Source organism: Streptomyces asiaticus, from assembly GCF_018138715.1.
Lineage (GTDB): Bacteria > Actinomycetota > Actinomycetes > Streptomycetales > Streptomycetaceae > Streptomyces > Streptomyces asiaticus.
Map to the genome: position 1 here is coordinate 1,494,052 of NZ_JAGSHX010000006.1, position 19,255 is coordinate 1,513,306.

At 71.6% G+C, this 19,255-nt stretch carries 13 protein-coding genes; 3 read left to right on the plus strand and 10 right to left on the minus strand.

Features of this window, described 5'->3' with window-relative positions:
• Nucleotides 1-23: 23 nt before the first annotated feature.
• Both KHP12_RS14015 and KHP12_RS14020 read right to left on the minus strand, forming a co-directional pair.
• Entirely contained in the window at nucleotides 24-1,346 is a 1,323-nt protein-coding gene (locus KHP12_RS14015; RefSeq protein WP_211833005.1) for a M14 family metallopeptidase, read from the minus strand.
• Between the two features lie 109 nt (nucleotides 1,347-1,455).
• Entirely contained in the window at nucleotides 1,456-3,483 is a 2,028-nt protein-coding gene (locus KHP12_RS14020) for a Xaa-Pro dipeptidyl-peptidase (RefSeq protein ID WP_244202900.1), read from the minus strand.
• Between the two features lie 185 nt (nucleotides 3,484-3,668).
• Between KHP12_RS14020 and KHP12_RS14025 the strand changes: the two genes are divergently transcribed.
• Complete coding sequence (locus KHP12_RS14025; RefSeq protein WP_086882559.1) at nucleotides 3,669-5,159, plus strand: M1 family metallopeptidase; 1,491 nt, start codon at nucleotides 3,669-3,671, stop codon at nucleotides 5,157-5,159.
• Nucleotides 5,160-5,298: 139 nt separating this feature from the next.
• Here KHP12_RS14025 and KHP12_RS14030 read toward each other — a convergent pair whose 3' ends face one another.
• The 6 genes from KHP12_RS14030 to KHP12_RS14055 form a co-directional block, all read right to left on the minus strand.
• Entirely contained in the window at nucleotides 5,299-6,111 is an 813-nt protein-coding gene (locus tag KHP12_RS14030) for an ABC transporter permease (protein WP_086882560.1), read from the minus strand.
• A complete protein-coding gene (locus KHP12_RS14035) occupies nucleotides 6,108-7,160 on the minus strand; it encodes an ATP-binding cassette domain-containing protein (protein WP_211833006.1) in 1,053 nt (350 codons plus the stop codon). The genes KHP12_RS14030 and KHP12_RS14035 overlap by 4 nt, the downstream gene beginning before the upstream one ends.
• A gap of 86 nt (nucleotides 7,161-7,246) precedes the next feature.
• A complete protein-coding gene (locus KHP12_RS14040) occupies nucleotides 7,247-8,083 on the minus strand; it encodes a DUF4097 family beta strand repeat-containing protein (protein ID WP_086882562.1) in 837 nt (278 codons plus the stop codon).
• 83 nt (nucleotides 8,084-8,166) lie between these two features.
• The gene (locus KHP12_RS14045) at nucleotides 8,167-8,715 is read right to left on the minus strand and encodes a hypothetical protein (protein ID WP_037962251.1); all 549 of its coding nucleotides are present in this window, start codon (nucleotides 8,713-8,715) and stop codon (nucleotides 8,167-8,169) included.
• Nucleotides 8,716-8,918: 203 nt separating this feature from the next.
• Nucleotides 8,919-9,779: an oxygenase MpaB family protein gene (locus tag KHP12_RS14050; RefSeq protein WP_086882563.1), complete on the minus strand. Its 861-nt coding sequence runs from the start codon at nucleotides 9,777-9,779 to the stop codon at nucleotides 8,919-8,921.
• Nucleotides 9,780-9,798: 19 nt separating this feature from the next.
• Nucleotides 9,799-13,539, minus strand: coding sequence for a glycoside hydrolase family 2 TIM barrel-domain containing protein (locus KHP12_RS14055; protein ID WP_086882573.1), 3,741 nt, complete (start codon nucleotides 13,537-13,539; stop codon nucleotides 9,799-9,801).
• A gap of 273 nt (nucleotides 13,540-13,812) precedes the next feature.
• Here KHP12_RS14055 and KHP12_RS14060 point away from each other — a divergent pair, with 273 nt between their 5' ends.
• The gene (locus KHP12_RS14060) at nucleotides 13,813-14,556 is read left to right on the plus strand and encodes a MerR family transcriptional regulator (RefSeq protein WP_086882564.1); all 744 of its coding nucleotides are present in this window, start codon (nucleotides 13,813-13,815) and stop codon (nucleotides 14,554-14,556) included.
• A 176-nt stretch (nucleotides 14,557-14,732) separates the two neighbouring features.
• On the opposite strand, the gene KHP12_RS14065 is transcribed toward KHP12_RS14060, so the two are convergent.
• Nucleotides 14,733-15,626, minus strand: coding sequence for an alpha/beta hydrolase (locus tag KHP12_RS14065; RefSeq protein ID WP_086882565.1), 894 nt, complete (start codon nucleotides 15,624-15,626; stop codon nucleotides 14,733-14,735).
• 99 nt (nucleotides 15,627-15,725) lie between these two features.
• Here KHP12_RS14065 and KHP12_RS14070 point away from each other — a divergent pair, with 99 nt between their 5' ends.
• A complete protein-coding gene (locus tag KHP12_RS14070) occupies nucleotides 15,726-16,664 on the plus strand; it encodes a LysR family transcriptional regulator (protein WP_086882566.1) in 939 nt (312 codons plus the stop codon).
• 262 nt (nucleotides 16,665-16,926) lie between these two features.
• On the opposite strand, the gene KHP12_RS14075 is transcribed toward KHP12_RS14070, so the two are convergent.
• Nucleotides 16,927-19,134, minus strand: a complete 2,208-nt coding sequence (locus KHP12_RS14075) for a 3-hydroxyacyl-CoA dehydrogenase NAD-binding domain-containing protein (RefSeq protein ID WP_210610151.1) — start codon at nucleotides 19,132-19,134, stop codon at nucleotides 16,927-16,929.
• Nucleotides 19,135-19,255 lie beyond the last annotated feature (121 nt).

Here is a 19,255-nt window from a genome sequence, read left to right on the forward strand (position 1 = left end):
GTCAGCACCCTCAGCACGTCAGGTCAGCACGCGTCCACCGGCTGCCCCTCTGTGAGGTGGTACGCGGCGCGGCCGTCCAGCAGCAGCGGCACCAGCGCGCGGGCCGACTGGCGCAGCGGTACGAAGGCGCTTCCATCGCGCTTGACGGGCCGCGCCGTCACCCCGTGCAGGGCCAGCTCGTCCCGCACCGCGCCGTAGCTCTCGGCGTCCAGCCGGTAGCCGCACGGCGGATCCTCGAGGACCGTGTCCTCCTCCGGCGGTTCGTTGTCGGCGCCGCCGAGGTAGACCGGGCCCCGGTCCGCGTAGCCGGCCAGCCGCGCCGCCGTCGTGGCCGCCTCGATCCTGGCGCGCCGCCGGCTGATGAAGTCGAAGGTGCCGTTCAGGGCCGCCAGATGGGAGCTCACCCGGCGGCGGTTGTTGAGGGCGGGGTCGGCCTTCTCGGCGTCGGTGAGCGGGTCGACCCGGGTCTCGGCCAGCAGCCCGATGGAGTGCTTGACGCCCGCGGTGTTGCGCAGGATCCGCTCCTGGCCGTCGCCCGCCACCTGCTTGACCGGCTCGCCGGTCTCGGGGTCGGTCCAGATGCCGTAGACGCCGGTGGTGTGGCCCGCGGCCTCGACGCTCGGGCGCACATAGGCGTCCGACAGGGTCCGCGCCTCCCGGTGCACCGGGCCGTCGGTGTTGAGGTTGCGCGGCCACAGCGCCAGCAGGTCCTTCACGTAGTACGGGGCGGTCGCCCCGTACTCGTGCAGGTCGTGGACGGTGTCCGGGCGCCAGTCGCGGATGACGCCCGCCATCGCGCGGGACTCGGCGGTGGAGAGCGCGATGTGGTCGCGGTTGATGTCCACACCGTCGGAGTTGCCGCGGGTGTCGGCGGCGCGGCCGTCGGGGTTGGCGGTCGGGACCACGAGCACCTGGGTGCGCTCCAGGAAGCGCCGCGTCCGGTTGTCCTTGGCGTAGGCGAGGTCGCGGATGGTGGACAGACATGCTTCGCGGCCGGAGGGCTCGTCGCCGTGCTGGGAGCAGATCAGCAGCAGGACGTTGCCGCGCGCCGCCCGGGCCGGATCGGCGGGCGCGGCCGGTGCGCCGATCCGCACCAGCCGCAGCGGCCGCCCCTGCGCGGTGGCGCCGATCCGGTCGACGGCGACGCGCGGGGCGGCCTTGTCGACGGCCGTGAGGAAGTCCGCCTCCTCGGCCTGGCTGGTCCACCGTGCGCCATGGCTGATCTCGAACCCCGTACGCGGCGGGCGTTGTTCGGCCCGCGCGGGGGCGCTGAGGGACGACCCGGTCAGCAGCGCACCGATCGCACCGCAAGCGGCGCTGCGGATGAGGGGTGACCGCGAGAACACGAAGGACCTCCTGGGGTGAGGGGATACGGGGGCGATATCGGTGCTGGCGTCCTGCCGGGCCCGCCGCCGGTGGGCCCCCGCTCGGCGGCGGGGACCCACCGGCGCGGGTTCAGTCGTGGGTGGACATGGACGGGAGCGGGGTCCGGTGGTGCGGGGCCCGTACGCCCTTCAGGGGCGGTGCGGCCGCCGTGCGGGAGGGGGCGGCCGCGGCCTTCGGGGCACCGCCGACCAGCGGCAGACGGGCCGAGGTGCGGGGCAGGTCCAGGGTCAGCCGCGGGGTGGTGGACGGCGGTTCGATGAGGCCCGCGTCCGTACCGGCGATGATCAGACCGAGGCGGTGACCGGCCGGGACCACATGGTCGGTCGCCGCGAGGTCGAGGGTGATGGTGTACGCCTTGCCCGGGGTCAGCGGGCGGCCCTTGCCGTCGTCCGCGAAGTGACCGAGGTCGGCCCAGCCCCGGCTGAAGACCGTGTAGTCCACGTCCTCCTTGTCGGCGGCGGTCTCCTTGAAGCAGGCGCTGTCGCCCTCCGTGCTGCTGCCCCAGCAGGTGCGCCGGTCGAGGGTGGTGATCCCCTCGCCCGCCGCCGTGTAGTCGCGGATGGTGGCCGGGCCGAGGTCGACCAGGACCGCGGAGAGATGGGCGCTGGTGGTGGAGGGCGTGGCGGTGACGGTGACCGTGCCGGAGCCGGACAGCCGCAGGTCCTTCTCGAGCGGACCGGTGGTGAAGCCCGCCTTGCCGGGCGTCGAGGTGTCGATCGCCGCGGACCAGTCGGCCTCGCTCAGCGCGGGGTCGTCGGTGAAGGTCTCCGTGGCGCCGGGCTCGGCCTGCTCCGTGCCGAGCACACCCACTCCCGCCGTGGCGCCGCCGCGCGGGCGCAGGGTGGTCTGCCGGGTGCCGGAGGGGGGCCAGACCCGGTCGGTGGACCACTGGTCGGGGGCGCGCTCGACATCGGCCATCGGCTCGCGCTCGATGCCGTTGTCGATACCGAGGAGGTAGTGGTCGAACCAGCGGTGCAGGGTGCGCACCCACTCCCCGCGCCGGTAGTCGAACGGGTCGACATGCCCGGTCTGCGAGAGCCAGATCTTGCGCTCGACGCCCGCGTCGGCGAGGGCGTTCCACCACTGGCCGAGGTGCTTGGTGCGGACGTTGAGGTCCTGCGCCCCGTGGACGGCGAAGACGCTGGCCCGCACCTTGTCCGCGTCCGGTACGTAACTGCGGTCGGTCCACAGACCGGTCCAGTCGCCGTTGCGCGGGGCGCCCTCGACGAGACGCTTCTGTACGGCGGCGCAGCGGGCGTGGGCGTCATCGCTCTCGACGGCGTCCGAGAGCCCGTCGGGGCCGGAGTCGAAGAGCGCGGCGCCCTTGGCGAAGTAATAGTCGTACCAGGAGGAGATGGCGCCGATGGGCACGATGGTCTTGAGCCCCTTGACGCCGGTGGCGGCGACCCCGTTGGCGATGGTGCCGTCGTAGCTCTTGCCGATCATGCCGGTGGCGCCGTTGGTCCAGCTCGCCGTGGTCCGCTCCCCGCCGGTGCGGGTGCGGTACGCGGTCCCACGGCCGTTCAGCCAGTCGACCACGGCCTTGGCGGAGAGGATGTCGGAGCGGCCGCCGATGTCCACACAGCCGTCGGAGCGGTTGGTTCCGGCGAGGTCGACCAGGACGGTGGCATAACCGCGCGGTACGAAGTAGTTGTCGTAGAAGAGCGGGAACCGGACCGGATTCCCGGCCGCGTCATAGGTCTTGGTCTGGCTCTCGTTGCCGCGCCCGCAGCAGGAGTAGTACGGACTGGCGTCCACGATGACGGGGACGCGGCGGCCCTGGGCGGCGGGTTCGCGCGGCCGCACGATGTCGACGGCGACCCGGTCGGTCCGTCCGTCCGCGTCGCCGTCGATCGTGGTGTCCACCCATACGGATTCGCGGATGGCGTTCTCGTAGGAGTAGACGGGTCTGCTCTCTGATGGGCCTTTTGCTTTGCTGTCCGATCTGCTCTGCGCGGCGGAAGCGGCGGAAGCGGCGTGGGCGGCCGGGGCGCCGAGCGGTGGCAGCAGCGATACGGCGGCGGCGACCAGCGCGGTGACCGCCGACAGCACGAGTGTGGTCCAGGGGATGCGGGATCTCCGCGTCTGTAGCAGCACGGGCGGACGGTAGCGCGAGTCAACTCCTGTACAGAAGAGGGCGATACGTGTCGTGAGCGTGTCCGAGTCGATGCGCATTGCGTCCGGATGTCGATTGGATGTCGAACGGCGTGATGGACGTGAGGTGCGTGTGAGGAGTACATAAGGTCACGAGTGATCGTTCTCCCCTACGAGTTGGAGGACTCGTGCGTCACCACAGACTCCTCGTCCCGGGCGCGGCCGCGGCCTGCCTGCTGCTGGCGATCCCGGCATCGGCGGCCGATGCCACGCCGGGCGCCCCCGGCATCGGGGACTCCTACTACCCCTCGTACGGCAACGGCGGGTATGACGTCTCCCATTACGACCTGCGGCTGAGGTACCAGCCGAAGACGGACCGGCTGGAGGGCACGGCGACGATCGTGGCCGACGCCCGGCAGGATCTGTCCCGGTTCAACCTGGACTTCGCGCTCGATGTGAGCGAGGTGCTGGTGGGCGGGAAGAAGGCCGCCTTCAAGGCGACCGGAGACCATGAGCTGGAGATCACCCCGGCCGCGCCGCTGACCTCCGGCCGCCCCTTCACCGTGGTCGTGCGCTACAGCGGTACGCCCTCGAAGGTCGTGGCGAACGGTTTCACCTCCTGGCTGCGCACCCCGGACGGCGGGATCGCGGCCAATGAGCCGGAGTCGGCGTGGTGGTGGTTCCCGAGCAATGATCACCCGCTGGACAAGGCCACCTACGACGTGTCGGTGACCGTGCCGGACGGAACGCAGGCGATCAGCAACGGCACCCTCCAGTCGACCAGTTCGAAGCTGGGCTGGACCCGCTACGTCTGGCGCTCCAACAAGCCGCAGGCCACGTATCTGGCCACGCTGGCGGTCGGCAAGTTCGACATCACGACGGACACCACCGCCAACGGTCTGCCGGTGATCAACGCCTACAGCAAGGACCTCGGGGACAACGCGGGGGCGGCGCGGGCGAGCGTGGAGCGGTCGGCGGAGATCGTCGACTGGGAGTCCACGGTCTTCGGCCCGTACCCCTTCGACGCGCTGGGCGGCTATGTGCCCAATGTGCCCACGGGCTACGCACTGGAGACCCAGACCCGGCCGTTCTACAGCCCGAAGGGGTTCGCCAAGGGCGCCAACCCCTCGTTGATCGTGCATGAGCTGGCCCATCAATGGTTCGGCGACAGCGTCTCGCTGAAGGACTGGCGTGACATCTGGATCAACGAGGGCTTCGCCAGCTACGCACAGTGGCTGTGGTCGGAGAAGGAGGGCGAGGGCACCGCGCAGGAGCTGGCGGACTACACCTACGCCTCCTACCCGGCCGACGACCCCTTCTGGAAGGTCGAGCCGGGCAACCCCGGGGCGGAGAACCAGTTCCATGACGCGGTGTACGACCGGGGCGCGCTGGCCCTCCAGGCGCTGCGGAACCACATCGGCGACAAGGACTTCTTCGCGATCCTGAAGGGCTGGGCGGCGGAGCACCGGTACGGGAACGCCTCCGTCAAGGAGTTCGTGACCTATGCGGAGAAGGTGTCGGGCAAGCCGCTGGCCTCGCTCTTCGAAACCTGGCTGTTCACCCCGTCGAAGCCGGCCGCGGCACAGGCGCGGGCGGCGGAGCTGAGCCCGGCCAAGGCGCCGGTGCGGCCGAAGTCGTGGCAGCGGATCCAGGACACCCACAGCGCCCACGGACGCTGAGCCACCCGGACCCCGGCCGGGTCCCCCCACCCCGGCCGGGGCCCGGCGCCTCCGCGACGCGGCGGCGCCGTCCCGTACGGCCCGCCGCTTCGCGTGGCGTCTTGTACGGCCCGCCGCATCCCGTGGCGTCCCGTACGGCCTACCGCCTTGCGGAGCGCTGGTAGGCCGTCCGCGCCCAGAGATAGCCGCCGACCGTCAGGGCGACGCACCAGGCGAGGGAGACGAGGGCGCTGTTGCCGATCTCCGTGCCCATCAGCAGACCCCGCAGCGTCTCGATGACCGGGGTGAAGGGCTGGTACTCGGCGAACCAGCGGAGCCCGTCGGGCATGGACTCCGTGGGAACGATGGCGCTGCCCATGAAGGGGAGGAACTGGAGAGGCAGGGGTATGTTGCTCGCGGACTCGGGGGTCTTGGCCATCAGGCCGATCGCCGCCGAGACCCAGGTGAGCGCCAGCGTGACCAGGGCGAGCAGACCGGCGACCGCGAGCCATTCGACGGGGGTGGCATCCGGCCGGAATCCGATGAGCAGCGCGATGCCGATGACGAAGGCGATACTGATCAGCGTCTGGATCACGCTGCCCACCACATGCCCGGTGAGGAAGGACGCCCGGGAGATCGCCATGGTGCGGAAGCGGTTGACGATGCCCTCGGTCATATCGACGCAGATGCCCACCGCGGTGACCAGGGACCCGGAGGTCGCGGCCATCAGGATGATGCCGGGCGCGACATAGTCGATATATCGATCACCGCTTCCCCCGCCGCCGGTGGCGCCGCCGGAGATCCCGCCGATTCCGGCGCCGAGGGCCCCGCCGAAGGCGTAGTTGAACAGCAGCAGCATCAGCACGGGCATCGCCACGACGGAGGCGGTCATGGAGGGATAGCGCTGTGCGTGCTTCAGATTGCGGCGCAGCATCGTCAGCGAGTCGCGGGCGGCGTAGGACAGGGCGGTCATCGGATGCTCTCCTTCGCGGCGGTGTCGGCGCGCTCGCCGGAACCGGAGTGGCCGGAGCCGGAGTGGCCGGAGCCGGAGTGGCCGGAGCCGGAGTGGCCGGAGCCGGAGTGGCCGGTGAGGGTGAGGAAGACGTCGTCGAGATCGGGGGTGTGCACGGTCAGCCCCTCGGGTTCTATCGACGCGTCGTCCAGGACGGCGAGGACGGCCCGCAGAGTGGGGACGCCGCCATCGCTGGGGACCTGGAGGGTGAGCGCCTCGCGGTCGGGTGCGGCGACGCCGAAGAGGTCGGTGGCCGCGTCGAGTCCGGCCGTATCGGCGAACCGGAGCCGGATGTGGCCGCCGGGGATCCGGCACTTCAGCTCCTCCGCGGTGCCCTCGGCGACCAGCGTGCCCTGGTCCAGGACGGCGATGCGGTCGGCGAGTTGATCGGCCTCGTCCAGATACTGCGTGGTCAGGAAGATGGTGACGCCGTCGTCGGCGACCAGGCCGCGGATGATCTCCCACATGGTGCGGCGGCTGCGCGGATCGAGTCCGGTGGTGGGCTCGTCGAGGAAGATGATGCGCGGATCGCCGACCAGGGTCATCGCCAGGTCGAGCTTGCGGCGCATCCCGCCCGAGAAGGTGACGACGGGCTTGCGGGCGGCCTCGGTGAGATCGAAGCGGCGCAGTAGTTCGGCGGCGCGCCGCCGCCCCTCTCGGCGGTCCAGATGGTGCAGATCCGCCATGAGGAGCAGGTTCTCCTCCGCGGTCAGCAGATTGTCCACGGCCGAGAACTGCCCGGTGACGCCGATCGCGGCGCGCACGGCGTCGGCGTCGCGGACCAGATCGTGGCCCGCGACCCGGGCCTGGCCGGAGTCGGCGGAAATCAGCGTGGAGAGGATCTGCACGGTGGTGGTCTTGCCCGCGCCGTTGGGCCCGAGCATGGCGAAGATCGTGCCCTCGGGGATGCTCAGGTCGATGCCCTTGAGCACTGGCTTGTCACCGTAGGACTTGGTCAGTCCGGTGGCCGTGATCGCCACCGGAAGGGTGGCGGTGGAAGACGCGGTCATGGCGGTCCTGTCTCTTCCATGGGCTGTCATGGGCTGTCATGCATGGGCTGTCTCGGGCGGTGCGTGATCGGGGTGCGGGAGGGTCGTCAGGCGCGGCGGATCACGATGTCGCCGAACGCGGTGCGGGCGCGGATCTCGACCGTCTCCTCGGAGGCTTCGGGGCCCTCGGCCGGCCCGAGGGAGGTGTGCACGGTGCCGAACCGGGTGTGGACGTCGAGCCAGGCGGCGGTGGACTCGCGGACGCCGACTTCGACATCGCCCGTGGCGGCCTGGAGCCCGATCTGCCCGCGCACCGCCTCGTCGATCCGGATGCTGCCGTTGGCCGACTTGGCGTCCACTCCCGCATGGGCGACGCCGACGGAGATGAGCCCGTTGGAGGAAGTGGCCCGCAGTTCGCCGACGACCTCGCCGACGACGGTGTCCCCGTTGCCGTTCTTGACCGTGGCCGCGCCCGCGACCGTGCCTATCTCGACCCGGCCGGAGCCGACGACATCGGCCTCTCCCGTGGCGCGGGACAGGCGGACATCGCCGTGCGAGGTCCTGAGATGGGCGGCCGCCGCCTCGTCGACCTGGATGTCGCCGAGCGAGGTCTTGACCCGGCAGTCCCCCAGACGGCCCTCGCAGAGGAAGTCCGCCAGCGGGGAGGTGGCCTGGAGGTCCGAGCCCGCCGGGAGCTCGATGGTCACCTCGATCGAGCCGGGCTTGCCGAACAGACCGCGCTTCTTGGGCCCCTTGACCAGCAGGGTGCCGCCCGAGCAGCTGACCTTGGTCTGCTCGGCGGCCCGGATGTCGGCCTCCTCGGCGGGGTCGTGCGGCCGGACCTCGACGACCGTGTCCAGGCGCTTTCCGGCGGTGATCCGGGCGGCGCCCATGTCGAATTCCAGGGTTACGGAGAGCGGTTCGGGTGTGTCGAAAGCAGGCATGGCTGTCCCGTCCTCATGGCTGTGGTACGCGTTCCCGCTGGTCGTGCGGGTGAGATGGAAGGTGGTGCGCTACTGCCGCTGAGTCAGCGGACCCAGCCCTTGTAGCTCTGCCGGCCCTTGGGGCGGCCATGAGCGGCCGCGGCCGGGCGGGCCCGCTCGGCGGGCTCGAGCGCGGCGGCGACGGCCCGGACCAGCCAGGCGTTGACCGAGAGACCCTCGGCCCCGGCGGCCTCCTCCACCCGGGTCTTGAGATGGGTGGGGAGACGGAGGTTGATGCGCGCCGTGCCGCCCTCGTCGGCCTCGGCGGGGACCGGCGGTATGGGCGACGCCAGGGCGGCACCACCCGGCAGCTCCTCCGGCTCCTCGGCCTCCTCGTACGCCACCGCGAGCGGCGGAGGTGTCACCACGAACTCGGGGTCGAGCCCGCGCAGCCGCACATCGACCGAGCCGGGCGCGAGCTCACGGGTCACCTCGTCCATGGCGGCGGACAGGGCGTTGAGCAGGGTGAGCCGGACGGCCGACTCCAGAGGTGTGGTGAGCCGCTCGGCCAGGGCGCGGGCTTCGTCGCCGCCCGCGTCCGCGGCCACCGCGAGCTCATGGCGGAGATTGTCGACGTACCGGGTGAGGTCCATGGCATCATCATGGCACATCTCTGGCGCCACGTCGAGACTTTATGGCACCACGCGTGCCAGCGATGGCGCCATCATGGCTCCGGGCCTGACATCACCCCTGGTCATGTCCCTATCGCGCGGCACCAAGCCATGCGCCACACCTGTGCCACACCAAGCGACACGCCATGCGCCACACCACCTGCCACGCCGCGGAAAGCCACTGATCACGGCCGTCCGGCGCGGGCGCGGCGCCGGGCCTCGCGCGCGATGGGCAGATAGCGCAGCCGCTCGGGCAGCAGCGGGACCACCACCCGCGCGGCCCTCCCGAACCACCGCAGCCGCCACTCCTGACCGCGCGTCCACTCCAGCCCGATCGCCTCCCGCGCGTCCGGCGGCATCAGCCCGACGGTGAGGAACGCGCGGAAGCGGGTGAACAGCGGGCGCAGCAGCGGCCACAGCAGACGGACCGGCAGCGCGTCCGGCGGAGGCACGGCCGCGTCGGGCTCGGCCAGTTCACGCGCGACGACGGTCGGCTCCAGCCGTTCCCGCACCATCGCGCGGTAGTAGGGCCAGAACTCCTCGACGGATCCCGGTATCTCGTGCTCGTCGATGCCCAGCACCTGCCCGATCCGCAGCCATTCCCCGTACAGCTGCCGCTCCTCGGCCGCGGTGAAGGGGCGGGTGCCCAGATAGCGCTGGGCGCGCAGATAGACCGGATAGCCGGTGGCGTGCACCCACGCGTAGACGGGCGGGTCCAGCGCCCGGTAGGAGCGGCCGTGCGCGTCCACGCCCTGTATGGACGCGTGGAGCCTGCGCAGCCGGTGGCCCTCCGTCTCGGCCCGCGCGCCGCCGTACACCCACAGCTGCACCGACCGCAGCGACCGCTCCCCGCGCCCCCAGGGGTCGGTGCGGAAGACGGAGTGCTGGTCCACGCCCGCCCCGACGGCCGGATGCGCCACCTGCATGGTCATCGCGGCCGGCAGGGCGAGCACACTCCGCAGCTCCCCCGCCACGGCCCACAGGATGCCGCCCACAGGGGGCGGATCGTGGCCTTCGGCGGTGTGGCGGGGGCTCTGCGTGCTCATGGGTCCATCGGTGGTGCGGCTACTTCCCTCCTGTCCCAGTGTGCGCGCTCGCGCCGCCGTCGAGCGGGCGCAGGGTGAGCGTGTAGTCGTAGGCGCCGTCGGCCTTCACCCGGTACTGGTCGCGCACCGGGTTGGGGGTGTCGCCCACGCCGGTGACCGCGTGGTCGGCGTGCAGGGTGTTCCAGCCGTCGTTGCGCTTGAGGAAGTGCGGGTAGGCGGCGCGGTCGAGTTCGTCGTACGCGCTGGCACCCGCCTCCAGATCGCCGGAGACCAGCAGTCCGGCGCCGCCGCGGTCGGTGAGGGACGCCCAGCGCACATCGTCGTGGTTGCCGTGGTCCTGGGGCTTCAGATACTCCACGTACTGGTCCTCGACCGAGGAGGACCAGACGCCCATGGGGGTGCCGTCCTTACGGTCGTTGAGGTTCTCCACCGGTCCGCGCCCGTACCAGCGGAACGTTCCGTACCGCTCGGGCACCTTCAGCTTGAGGCCGATCCTGGGCAGATAGGGCAGGGTGCGGAAGTCGCCGCGCGCCTCGACCTGGTGCCGGATCCGGACCTGGCCCGCGCCGTCGACCCGGTAGGCCACGGTCTGTCCGAAGGACGCGCCGGTCACATCGGGCGCGGCGGCCGTGGAGCGGACGGTGACGGTGACCGTGCCGTCGTCGCCGGGGGTCACCTCGATCCCGTCGACGGTGGTGCGCAGCCGGTCAAGCCCCAGGGAGCGCCAGCGCTTGCCCTCGGCGGTGCCCCAGTCGGAGCGCTCATTGCTGATCGGGGCGCGCCAGGCGTCCAGTTCGGGGCCGGAGCGGAGCAGTTCGCGGCCCGCCACGCGCATCGAGGTGAGCGTGCCCTCCTTCTTGCCGAAGGTGTAGCGGAAGCCCTCGCCGCTGACCTGTACGGCCTCCCCGCTCTCGGCGGCCTTGGCGGGGCTTTCCGCGGCCGGGGCGGGGGCCGGCTCGGGCACCTTGTCGCCGCCGACCGCGAACTGGCCGAAGGAGACCACATGCCCGGCCTTCGCCCAGTCGGTGGAGTGCGCGGTGACGGCCCGTACGGTCAGATGGCGCTCATAGCCACCGGGGTTGGCGGGCGGGGCCGGGAGCTGGACCACGGCGCTCTCACCGGGCCCGACGTCCAGGGCGCGGGTGCCGCTCGCGACGGTCCGCGCGCCCTCGGTCACCGTCCAGCGCAGCCGGAGGTCGTCGATGCCGGTGAAGGCGCGCTCATTGGTGACCTTCACCTTGCCGGCGCGGGCGCCCTCGCCGCCCGGGTCGGTGATGCGGATCGGGGCCTGCGCCCAGGCCAGCTGGGCGGTCTCCGGCTCCGGGTCGCGGTCGGCGGTGACCAGGCCGTCCACACCGGATTCATAGAGCCCGTAGGAGAGATAGCTGCCCTTACGGGTGAAGTCGTCGAAGTTCAGCGCGATCAGGGCGTCGCGCTCGGGGTCCTGGCCGGCGGCGAGCCGCTCCGCGCCGAGTGCCGTGTCATAGACCCGGACCTGGTCGATGGTGCCCTTGGCGGTCCGGCCGGTCCAGCCGTCCTCCATGGTGTCGTTGTTCCGGCCGACGCCGAGGTCGAAGCCGGTGTAGTCGATATGCCCGCTCCACTCGGTCCTGGCGAGCTCCTTACCGTCGGCATAGAGGCGCAGCGCGCCGCCGTCGTAGGTGCCGGTGACCCGGTGCCAGGCGCCGGTCCAGCCGTCGGGCACGGGGGCCGTGACGGTGCGGGGCTTGCCGCCGCTGGTGATCGTGAATTCGAGGGTGTCCTCGTCCTTCATCCGCAGGACGTACTGGTCGCCCTTGCTGACGATGGTGAAGTCCCCGGTCCAGGGCTCGGCCGGTTTCACGCGGGCGTCGAGGGTGACGGCGGTGCCGGTGAGGTCGAGCTTCGGATCGCGGTAGGTCTCGACGAAGTCGTCAAGACCGGACAGATACAGCGCCTTGCCCTTGCCTCCGTAGCCGTCGACCACCTTGGGCTTGCCGGACAGGGAGGCGGCGATGTCATGGCCGGAGGAGTCGGGGGTGGTGATCAGCGGACGGCGGATGTTCTGCTCGGCCCAGTCCCAGATGAACCCGCCCTGGGCGCTGGGGTAGGCGCGCATCACCTCCCAGAACTCCCGGAAGTTGCCCAGGCTGTTGCCCATGGCGTGGGCGTACTCGCCCATCACGATGGGCTTGGTGAAGGTCTTGGCCTTGGCCTCGAGGGAGGCCGGGGTGGGATAGCGGGGACCCGCGATGTCCGCGTAGGGGGCGTCGCCGTCGGGGCTGTTGGACTGGTGGTAGAGCGGGCGGGTGGGCTCGTTCGCCCGGGTCCACTCCGCCATCGCGTAGTGCGCCTTGCCCAGCCCGGCCTCGTTCCCGGTGTCCCACATGATCACGCTGGGGTGGTTCTTGTCGCGCTCCACCATGCCCTGGTGGCGCTCGAGGAACGCCTTCTGCCATTCGGGGCGCTCGGCCAGGCAGTCGTCCGGGCAGTTCTCATGGCTGTGGGTCTCGACCTCCATCTCGTCGTCGATCAGGATGCCCTCGCGGTCGGCGAACTCGTAGAGGTACGGGTCCGAGGGGTAGTGCGAGGTGCGGATCGCGTTGACGTTCAGCCGCTTCATCAGCCGGATGTCCTGCTCCATCCGGGCACGGGTGGCATGGCGTCCGGTGGCCGGGTCGGTCTCGGCGCGGTTGACGCCGCGGATCAGGATCCGCTTGCCGTTGAGCGTGAGCTGCTTGTTCTTGACCTCGACCTCACGGAAACCGACGCTTTGGCGCACGGTCTGGATCGCCTTGCCCTCCGGATCGCGCAGGGTGAGCACCAGCGCATAGAGGTTCGGCGTCTCGTCGGACCACTTGGCGGGGTTGGCGATCTGTCCCGTCAGCTCCACCTTCCCGGCCTTCTCCTCGGCGATCAGCCGCCGTACCTCACGTCCCTTGGGGTCGTAGAGCACACCGGTGACCTGATGGGGGCCGCTCTTGTCGCTTCCGGTGCGCGCGATGTCCACTTCGGTACGCAGGGTGGCGTCCCGGTAGGAGGCGTCGAGGTCGGTGGTGACGTACGCGTCCTCCATCCGGGTCGTCGGCGTGGAGTACAGCGATACCGAGCGGAAGATGCCCGCGTAGCGCCACTGGTCGTAGTCCTCCAGATACGATCCCGCGCTCCAGCGGTGCGCCTGGACGGCGATCCGGTTGGTGGCGCCGGGCCGCAGATAGTCGGTCACATCGAACTCGGCGGGCACATAGCCGCCCTGGTCGTAGCCGACGTAGTGGCCGTTGATCCACAGGAACCAGCCGGAGGTGACCCCGTCGAAGCGGATCACCTGCCGCCGCCCGTCCCAGTCCCGGGGCACCGTGATGTCCCTGATGTACGCCCCGGTCGGGTTGGTGTCACGGGGCACCTTGGGCGGGTCGTCGGGCGACATCTCGCTCTGTACGTTCCGGAACACCGGATGGTCGAGGTCGTCGGTCTGCCAGGTGTGCGGGACCTGGACCCGCTGCCACGCCGAGGCGTCGTAGCCGGCCTTCCAGAAGCCGCCCGGGGCGTCCTCCGGCCGGTCGGCCAGGGCGAACCGCCAGGATCCGTCCAGGCTGCGCTCCCACCGCGCGCGGTCGGGCCCGTCCGGCCGCAGCCGGGTGTGCGGGGGCTCCTGGCCCTCGCCGGTGCGTTCCGGGTCCTCGAGGTAGGTGTGCACATCGGCGGGGAACTTGCCCGCGTCCGGCGACCTCCCGACGGCCGTGTCCGCGGCCGTGAGACCGAGGCCGACGGCGGTGGTCATGGCCAGCACCGCCCCGATCAATCGCCGTATTCGATACCTGCCGCGTTCCGAGCTCAATCCGACCCCACCTCACAGATTCGGAAGAAAACCAACACAGCTGAACGGCGTCGCACGCTATTCATCGGTAAAGAGAGCGTCAACAGGTCCTACCGATCCCGGTGTTCACCGTGTGGCGGTGGGAGGTTTCACAGCGATGATGCGACAGCAATACTGATGAACCCGATCGGGCAGCAGCACAGCGGAGCAGGACGACGCGGAAGCGAGGCACGACCGATGACCACCCCCGGCACCGAGGAACCCACCCTCACCGTCGACGAGCTGGCGGCCCGCGCCGGGGTGACCGTGCGCACCGTGCGCTTCTACAGCACCCGCGGGCTGCTTCCGCCGCCCGCGATCGGCCCGCGCCGGGTCGGCCACTACGGCGCCGAGCACCTCTCCCGGCTCGCACTGATCGAACAGTTGCAGCGCCACGGCATGACCCTGTCCGCCATCGAGCGCTATCTGAGCCAATTGCCACCGGATCTGAGCGAGAACGATCTGGCGATCCACCGCGCCCTGGTCGCCACCTGGGGCCCGGACGCCCCCGAGGAGGCGACCCGCGAGCAGCTGGACCGGCGGGCCGGGCGGGAGCTCACCGAGGAGGACATCGACCGGCTGGCCGCACTGGACGCGCTGGAGCGCACCGACGACCCGGAGCGGTTCCGGATCGACCCCAAGGCGCTCCATCTGGGGCTGCGGCTGCTGGAGGTGCCGATCGAGCTGGAGACGATACGCACCGCCCACACGGTCGTCCTGGAACACACCCGCTCCGCGGCGCGCGAGCTCAGCCGGCTGTTCCGGGACGAGGTGTGGGGGCCCGAGCGCGATCATGAGTCCGGGAGCGGGCCGGAGCGGATGCAGGCGAAGAAGTCGCTGTCGGCCCATATGCAGCCGCTGGTGGTGGAGGCGCTGGTGATCGCGTTCCAGCGGTCGATGAAGCAGGAGCTGCGCGCCTGGTACGGGCAGGACGCGGACTGAGCGGGCCCGGGGGCGGTACGGCGGCCGCCCCGGGGGAACCGGCCGGTCAGCGGCCGCCGGTGAACTGGGCAGGGGCCGCGCGGTGAGTGGTTGCCGGCCTCCGGTGAGCGGTTGTCGACCACCGATAAGCGGTTGCCGACCACCGGTGAGTGGGTCAGCGGCCGTCGGTGAGTGGGTCAGCGGCCGCCGATGAGCGCGGTGGCGAGCTCCTCGGGGCGGGCGGCGAACGGCGAGTGGCTGCCCGGCAGCGGCCGCACGGTGAAGGGCCGGTCCGGCATGGCCGCGTCGGCCTCCGCGATCATCAGATCCTGCATCGCGGGGGTGCACGCCCAGTCCTCGGCGCACCGGATGAAGGTGCGCGGGATCCGGCCCCACCGCTCCCGGGTCAGGGCGATCGGGGTGGTCGGCACCGCGAAGGGCAGATCCGGGCTCAGGGCCTGGTACCAGCGGGCGAAGGACTCGGCGGGGACGTCGTCGTAGAAGGCCATCCGCAGCTCCTCCACATACGCCGGATCGGCGGAGCGCGGATTGATCCGGAACGCGCCGATGGCCTCCGGGTCGCCCAGCATCAGCCCCTGCCCCCGCGCGGTCGCGGTCTGCTCGGGGGACGTCAGATAGTCGGCGAAGCGCGGGCGCCCGGCGGGGACGAAGGACGACAGATGGATCAGCTCGTCGACCAGCTCGGGCGCCCGCTCCGCGGCCAGGGACGCGGGGGCGCCACCGGCGCTGTGCGAGACCAGGGCGACCTTCGGACACCGGCGGACCGATCGCAGCGCGGTGACGACGGCCTCCGCGCACTCCTCCAGGGTCACCCCGGCCAGCGCCGACTTCTCGGTCGCCAGACCCGGCTGGCCGGGGAGGAGGAGGCCCGAGGGCAGCGGTGCCTCGAAGCCGTGCCCCGGCAGATCGACGGCGAGGCTCGCCGCGCCGAGCCGGGCCAGGGCGCGCTGGGTGGACGCCCACTGCCAGGAGGCGTGCCAGGCGCCGTGGACCAGCACGAACACGGTCCCGGACGGAACCGGGCCGGGGCGGGAATCGGTGAGAGGGGTTCTGGGGCTCGTGGCACTCATGAGCACAGTCCACCGGCCCGGCCAGGCGTTATCCACCCTCATAGCTGACAACCCCGTCGCCGATATCTCCTGAATATCGCCTCGGCTATCCTCGGTCCGATGGAGTCACGTCATCTGCGCTACGCCCTGGCGCTGGCCGAGCATCAGCACTTCGGACGGGCGGCGGCCGCCCTCGGCATCGCCCAGCCCCCGCTGTCCCAGCAGATCGCGGCGCTGGAGCGGGAGCTGGGCGCGCGACTCTTCGACCGTACGGCGCGCGGGGTGTTCCCGACCGCCGCGGGTGAGGCGTTCCTGGCCAGGGCGCGCCGGGCGCTGGCCGAGATGTCGGCCGCCGTGTCGGACACCGGCCGGGCCGCCCGGGGTGAGACGGGGCGGCTGCGGCTCGGCTTCATCGGCTCGGCGCTGCTGGAGCTTCTGCCGTCCGTGCTGGGCACGTTCATCCGCGACCGACCCGAGGTACGGCTGGGGCTTCAGGAGATGTCCACCCGCCGGTCCACGGCGGCGCTGCTCGCGGGCGAGCTGGACCTCGCCATCGGGCGCGGGGCGCCCCGGGGCGCCGGTGCCGAGGATCTGGTGTCGGTCACGGTCGGCCGGGACCATCTGGTGGCGGTCGTGGGGGCCGCCCATCCCTTCGCCGGGCAGGCCAAGGTGAGCCTCGAACAGCTCAAGGGGCAGCATCTGATCGTCGCGCCCGCGGAGGAGGAGCCGACGGTCGCCGCCTGGCTGGCCGGGCTGCTGGGCGAGGGCCTCGACGTGCCCGCGCGGGCCGGTGGGGTCACCGAGGCATGGGACGCGCACACCATCGTCGGGCTGGCCTCGTGTGGGGTCGGGGTGGGGCTGGGCCCGGCCTGTCTGCGGGTGGCGGCGCGGCCGGACGTCCGGGTGTGCGAGGTGAGTCCGCGGGTGGAACTGCCGGAGCTGGTGATGTCGTTCCGCGCCCAGGACCGCTCCCCCGTGCTGGCGGCCTTCCTGGACATCACGAGGGAGCGGTGCCCGGGGGTGGCCGAGCGGCTGGAACGCCGTCTGGGCGCGCGCTGACGGGCGGCCGGACCGGCCGGGCGCCTGCGGCGGGCTGTTCCCCTCCCCGCCCCTTCCCGAAACGATGGGGCTGCGCCCCCTCGCACCCCCCGGGGCTCCGCCCCCGACCCCGCTCCTCAAACGCCGCAGGGGCTGGAAAGCGGGGTCCAGGGGCGGAGCCCCTGCCACGCGGCGGGGCCGCGTATCGATGCAGCGGGAAGGGGCGGGGAGGGGAGGGGAACAGCCCGCCGCGGGCGCCAGGATCCGCCGGGCCCCCTAGTCGTCAGTCCGTGAAGCGCTCCCCGCGCTCCGCCTTCTCCAGCAGCAGCGCGGGCGGGGCGAACCGCTCCCCGTACGCCGCTTCCAGCTGCCGGGCACGGGCCACGAAACCGGCCACGCCGCCCTCGTACCCGTTGATGTACTGGAGCACCCCGCCCGTCCAGCCGGGGAAGCCGATGCCGAGGATGGAGCCGATGTTGGCGTCGGCGACGGAGGTCAGCACGCCCTCCTCCAGCAGCCGCACGGTGTCGATGGCCTCGCAGAAGAGCATCCGCTCCTTCATGTCCTCGAAGGGGATGCGGGTGCCCTCGCGCACGGCGTCTCCGGACCCGCCCGGTGCGAAGTGCTCGCGCAGCCCCGGCCACAGCCCGGTGCGCTTGCCGGTCGTCGCGTCGTAGTCGTAGAAGCCCGCGCCGCCGCTGCGGCCGGGGCGCCCGAACTCCACCACCATGCGGTCGATGACCGCGTCGGCCGGATGCGGCCGCCACTCGCCGCCCGCCTCCTCGGTGGCCCGGCGCGTCTCCTCACGGATCTTGCGCGGCAGGGTGAGGGTCAGCTCGTCCATCAGGGAGAGCACCTTGGCCGGGTATCCGGCCTGGGCGGCGGCCTGCTCCACGGAGGCCGGGTCGATGCCCTCCCCCACCATCGCCACGCCCTCGTTGAGGAAGTGGCCGATGACGCGGGAGGTGAAGAAGCCCCGGGAGTCATTGACCACGATCGGGGTCTTGCTGATCTGCCGCACCAGATCGAAGGCGCGGGCCAGCGCCTTGTCGCCGGTGCGCCCGCCCTTGATGATCTCGACCAGCGGCATCTTGTCGACGGGCGAGAAGAAGTGCAGCCCGATGAAGTCGTCGGCGCGCTGCACGCCTTCCGCGAGCAGCGTGATGGGGAGGGTGGAGGTGTTCGAGCACAGCAAGGCGTCCGGGGCGACGACGCCCTCGATCTCCTGGAACACCTTGTGCTTGAGCGCCGGGTCCTCGAAGACCGCCTCGATGACCGCGTCACAGCCCTCGAGGTCGCGCGGATCGGCGGTCGGGGTGATCCGGGCCAGCAGCTGGTCCCGCTCGGCCTCGGTGGTGCGGCCCTTGGCGAGCGCCTTGGCCAGCAGTCCCTCGGAGTACGCCTTGCCCTTGGCTGCGGCCTCCACCGACACGTCCTTGAGGACGACCTCGATGCCCGCCTTGGCGCACGCGAACGCGATGCCCGCGCCCATCATCCCGGCGCCCAGCACCGCGACCTTGCGGACCTGGCTGGGCTCGATCCCCTGCGGCCGGTTGGCACCGGAGTTGACCGCCTGTAGTTCGAAGAAGAACGCCTGAATCATGTTCTTGGCGGTCTGGCCGACGACCAGCTCGGTGAAGTACCGGGCCTCGATGGTCTGCGCGGTCTCGAAGTCCACCTGGGACCCCTCGACGGCGGCGGCCAGGATGTTGCGCTGCGCCGGGTAGGGGGCGCCGTTCAGCTGCTTCCGCAGATTGGCGGGGAAGGCGGGCAGATTGACGGCGAACTTCGGATGCGCCGGGGTGCCGCCCGGAATCCGGTAGTCCTTGTCGTCCCACGGCTGCGCCGACTCGGGGTGGGCGGCGATGAAGGCGCGCGCCCGGGTCAGCAACTCCTCGCGGGTGGTCACCACGTCATGCACCAGCCCCGCCTCCTGGGCGCGCAGGGGGCTGTATCGCGTGCCCTGGAGCAGCCACTTGAGCAGCGCGTCGGTGACGCCGAGCAGCCGTACGGTACGGGCGACGCCCCCGCTGCCGGGGAGCAGGCCCAGGGTGACCTCGGGGAAGCCGATGCGGGCCCCGGGGGCGTCGAGGGCGATGCGGTGGTGACAGGCGAGGGCGATCTCCAGCCCGCCGCCGAGCGCCGCGCCGTTGATCGCGGCCACCACGGGCCTGCCGAGGGTCTCGATCCGGCGCAGCGCGCGCTTGACGCGGAGGTTCTTCTCGTAGACCTCCTGGGCCTGGCCGGGCCCGACCTGGATGAGGTCGTTGAGGTCGCCACCGGCGAAGAACGTCTTCTTGGCGGAGGTGACGATGATGCCGCGAATGGCGTCCCGCTCGGCCTCGACGCGGTCGGCGATCGCGTCGAGGGAGTCGATGAACGCGGCGTTCATGGTGTTGGCGGACTGATCGGGGTCGTCGAGCACCAGGGTGACGACGCCTTCGTCGTCCTGCTCCCAGCGGATGGTCGAGGCGGTGGTGGGGTGGGTCATCTGAGGTCTCCAGGGCGAAGGGGCGTGGGGAAGGGCGGGAAGGAAGGGGCAACGGCGGTGTCTTGAGAGCGGCCCGGCTCTACGCGGCGTCCGGCCGATCTACGCGGCGTCCGGCGGCTCT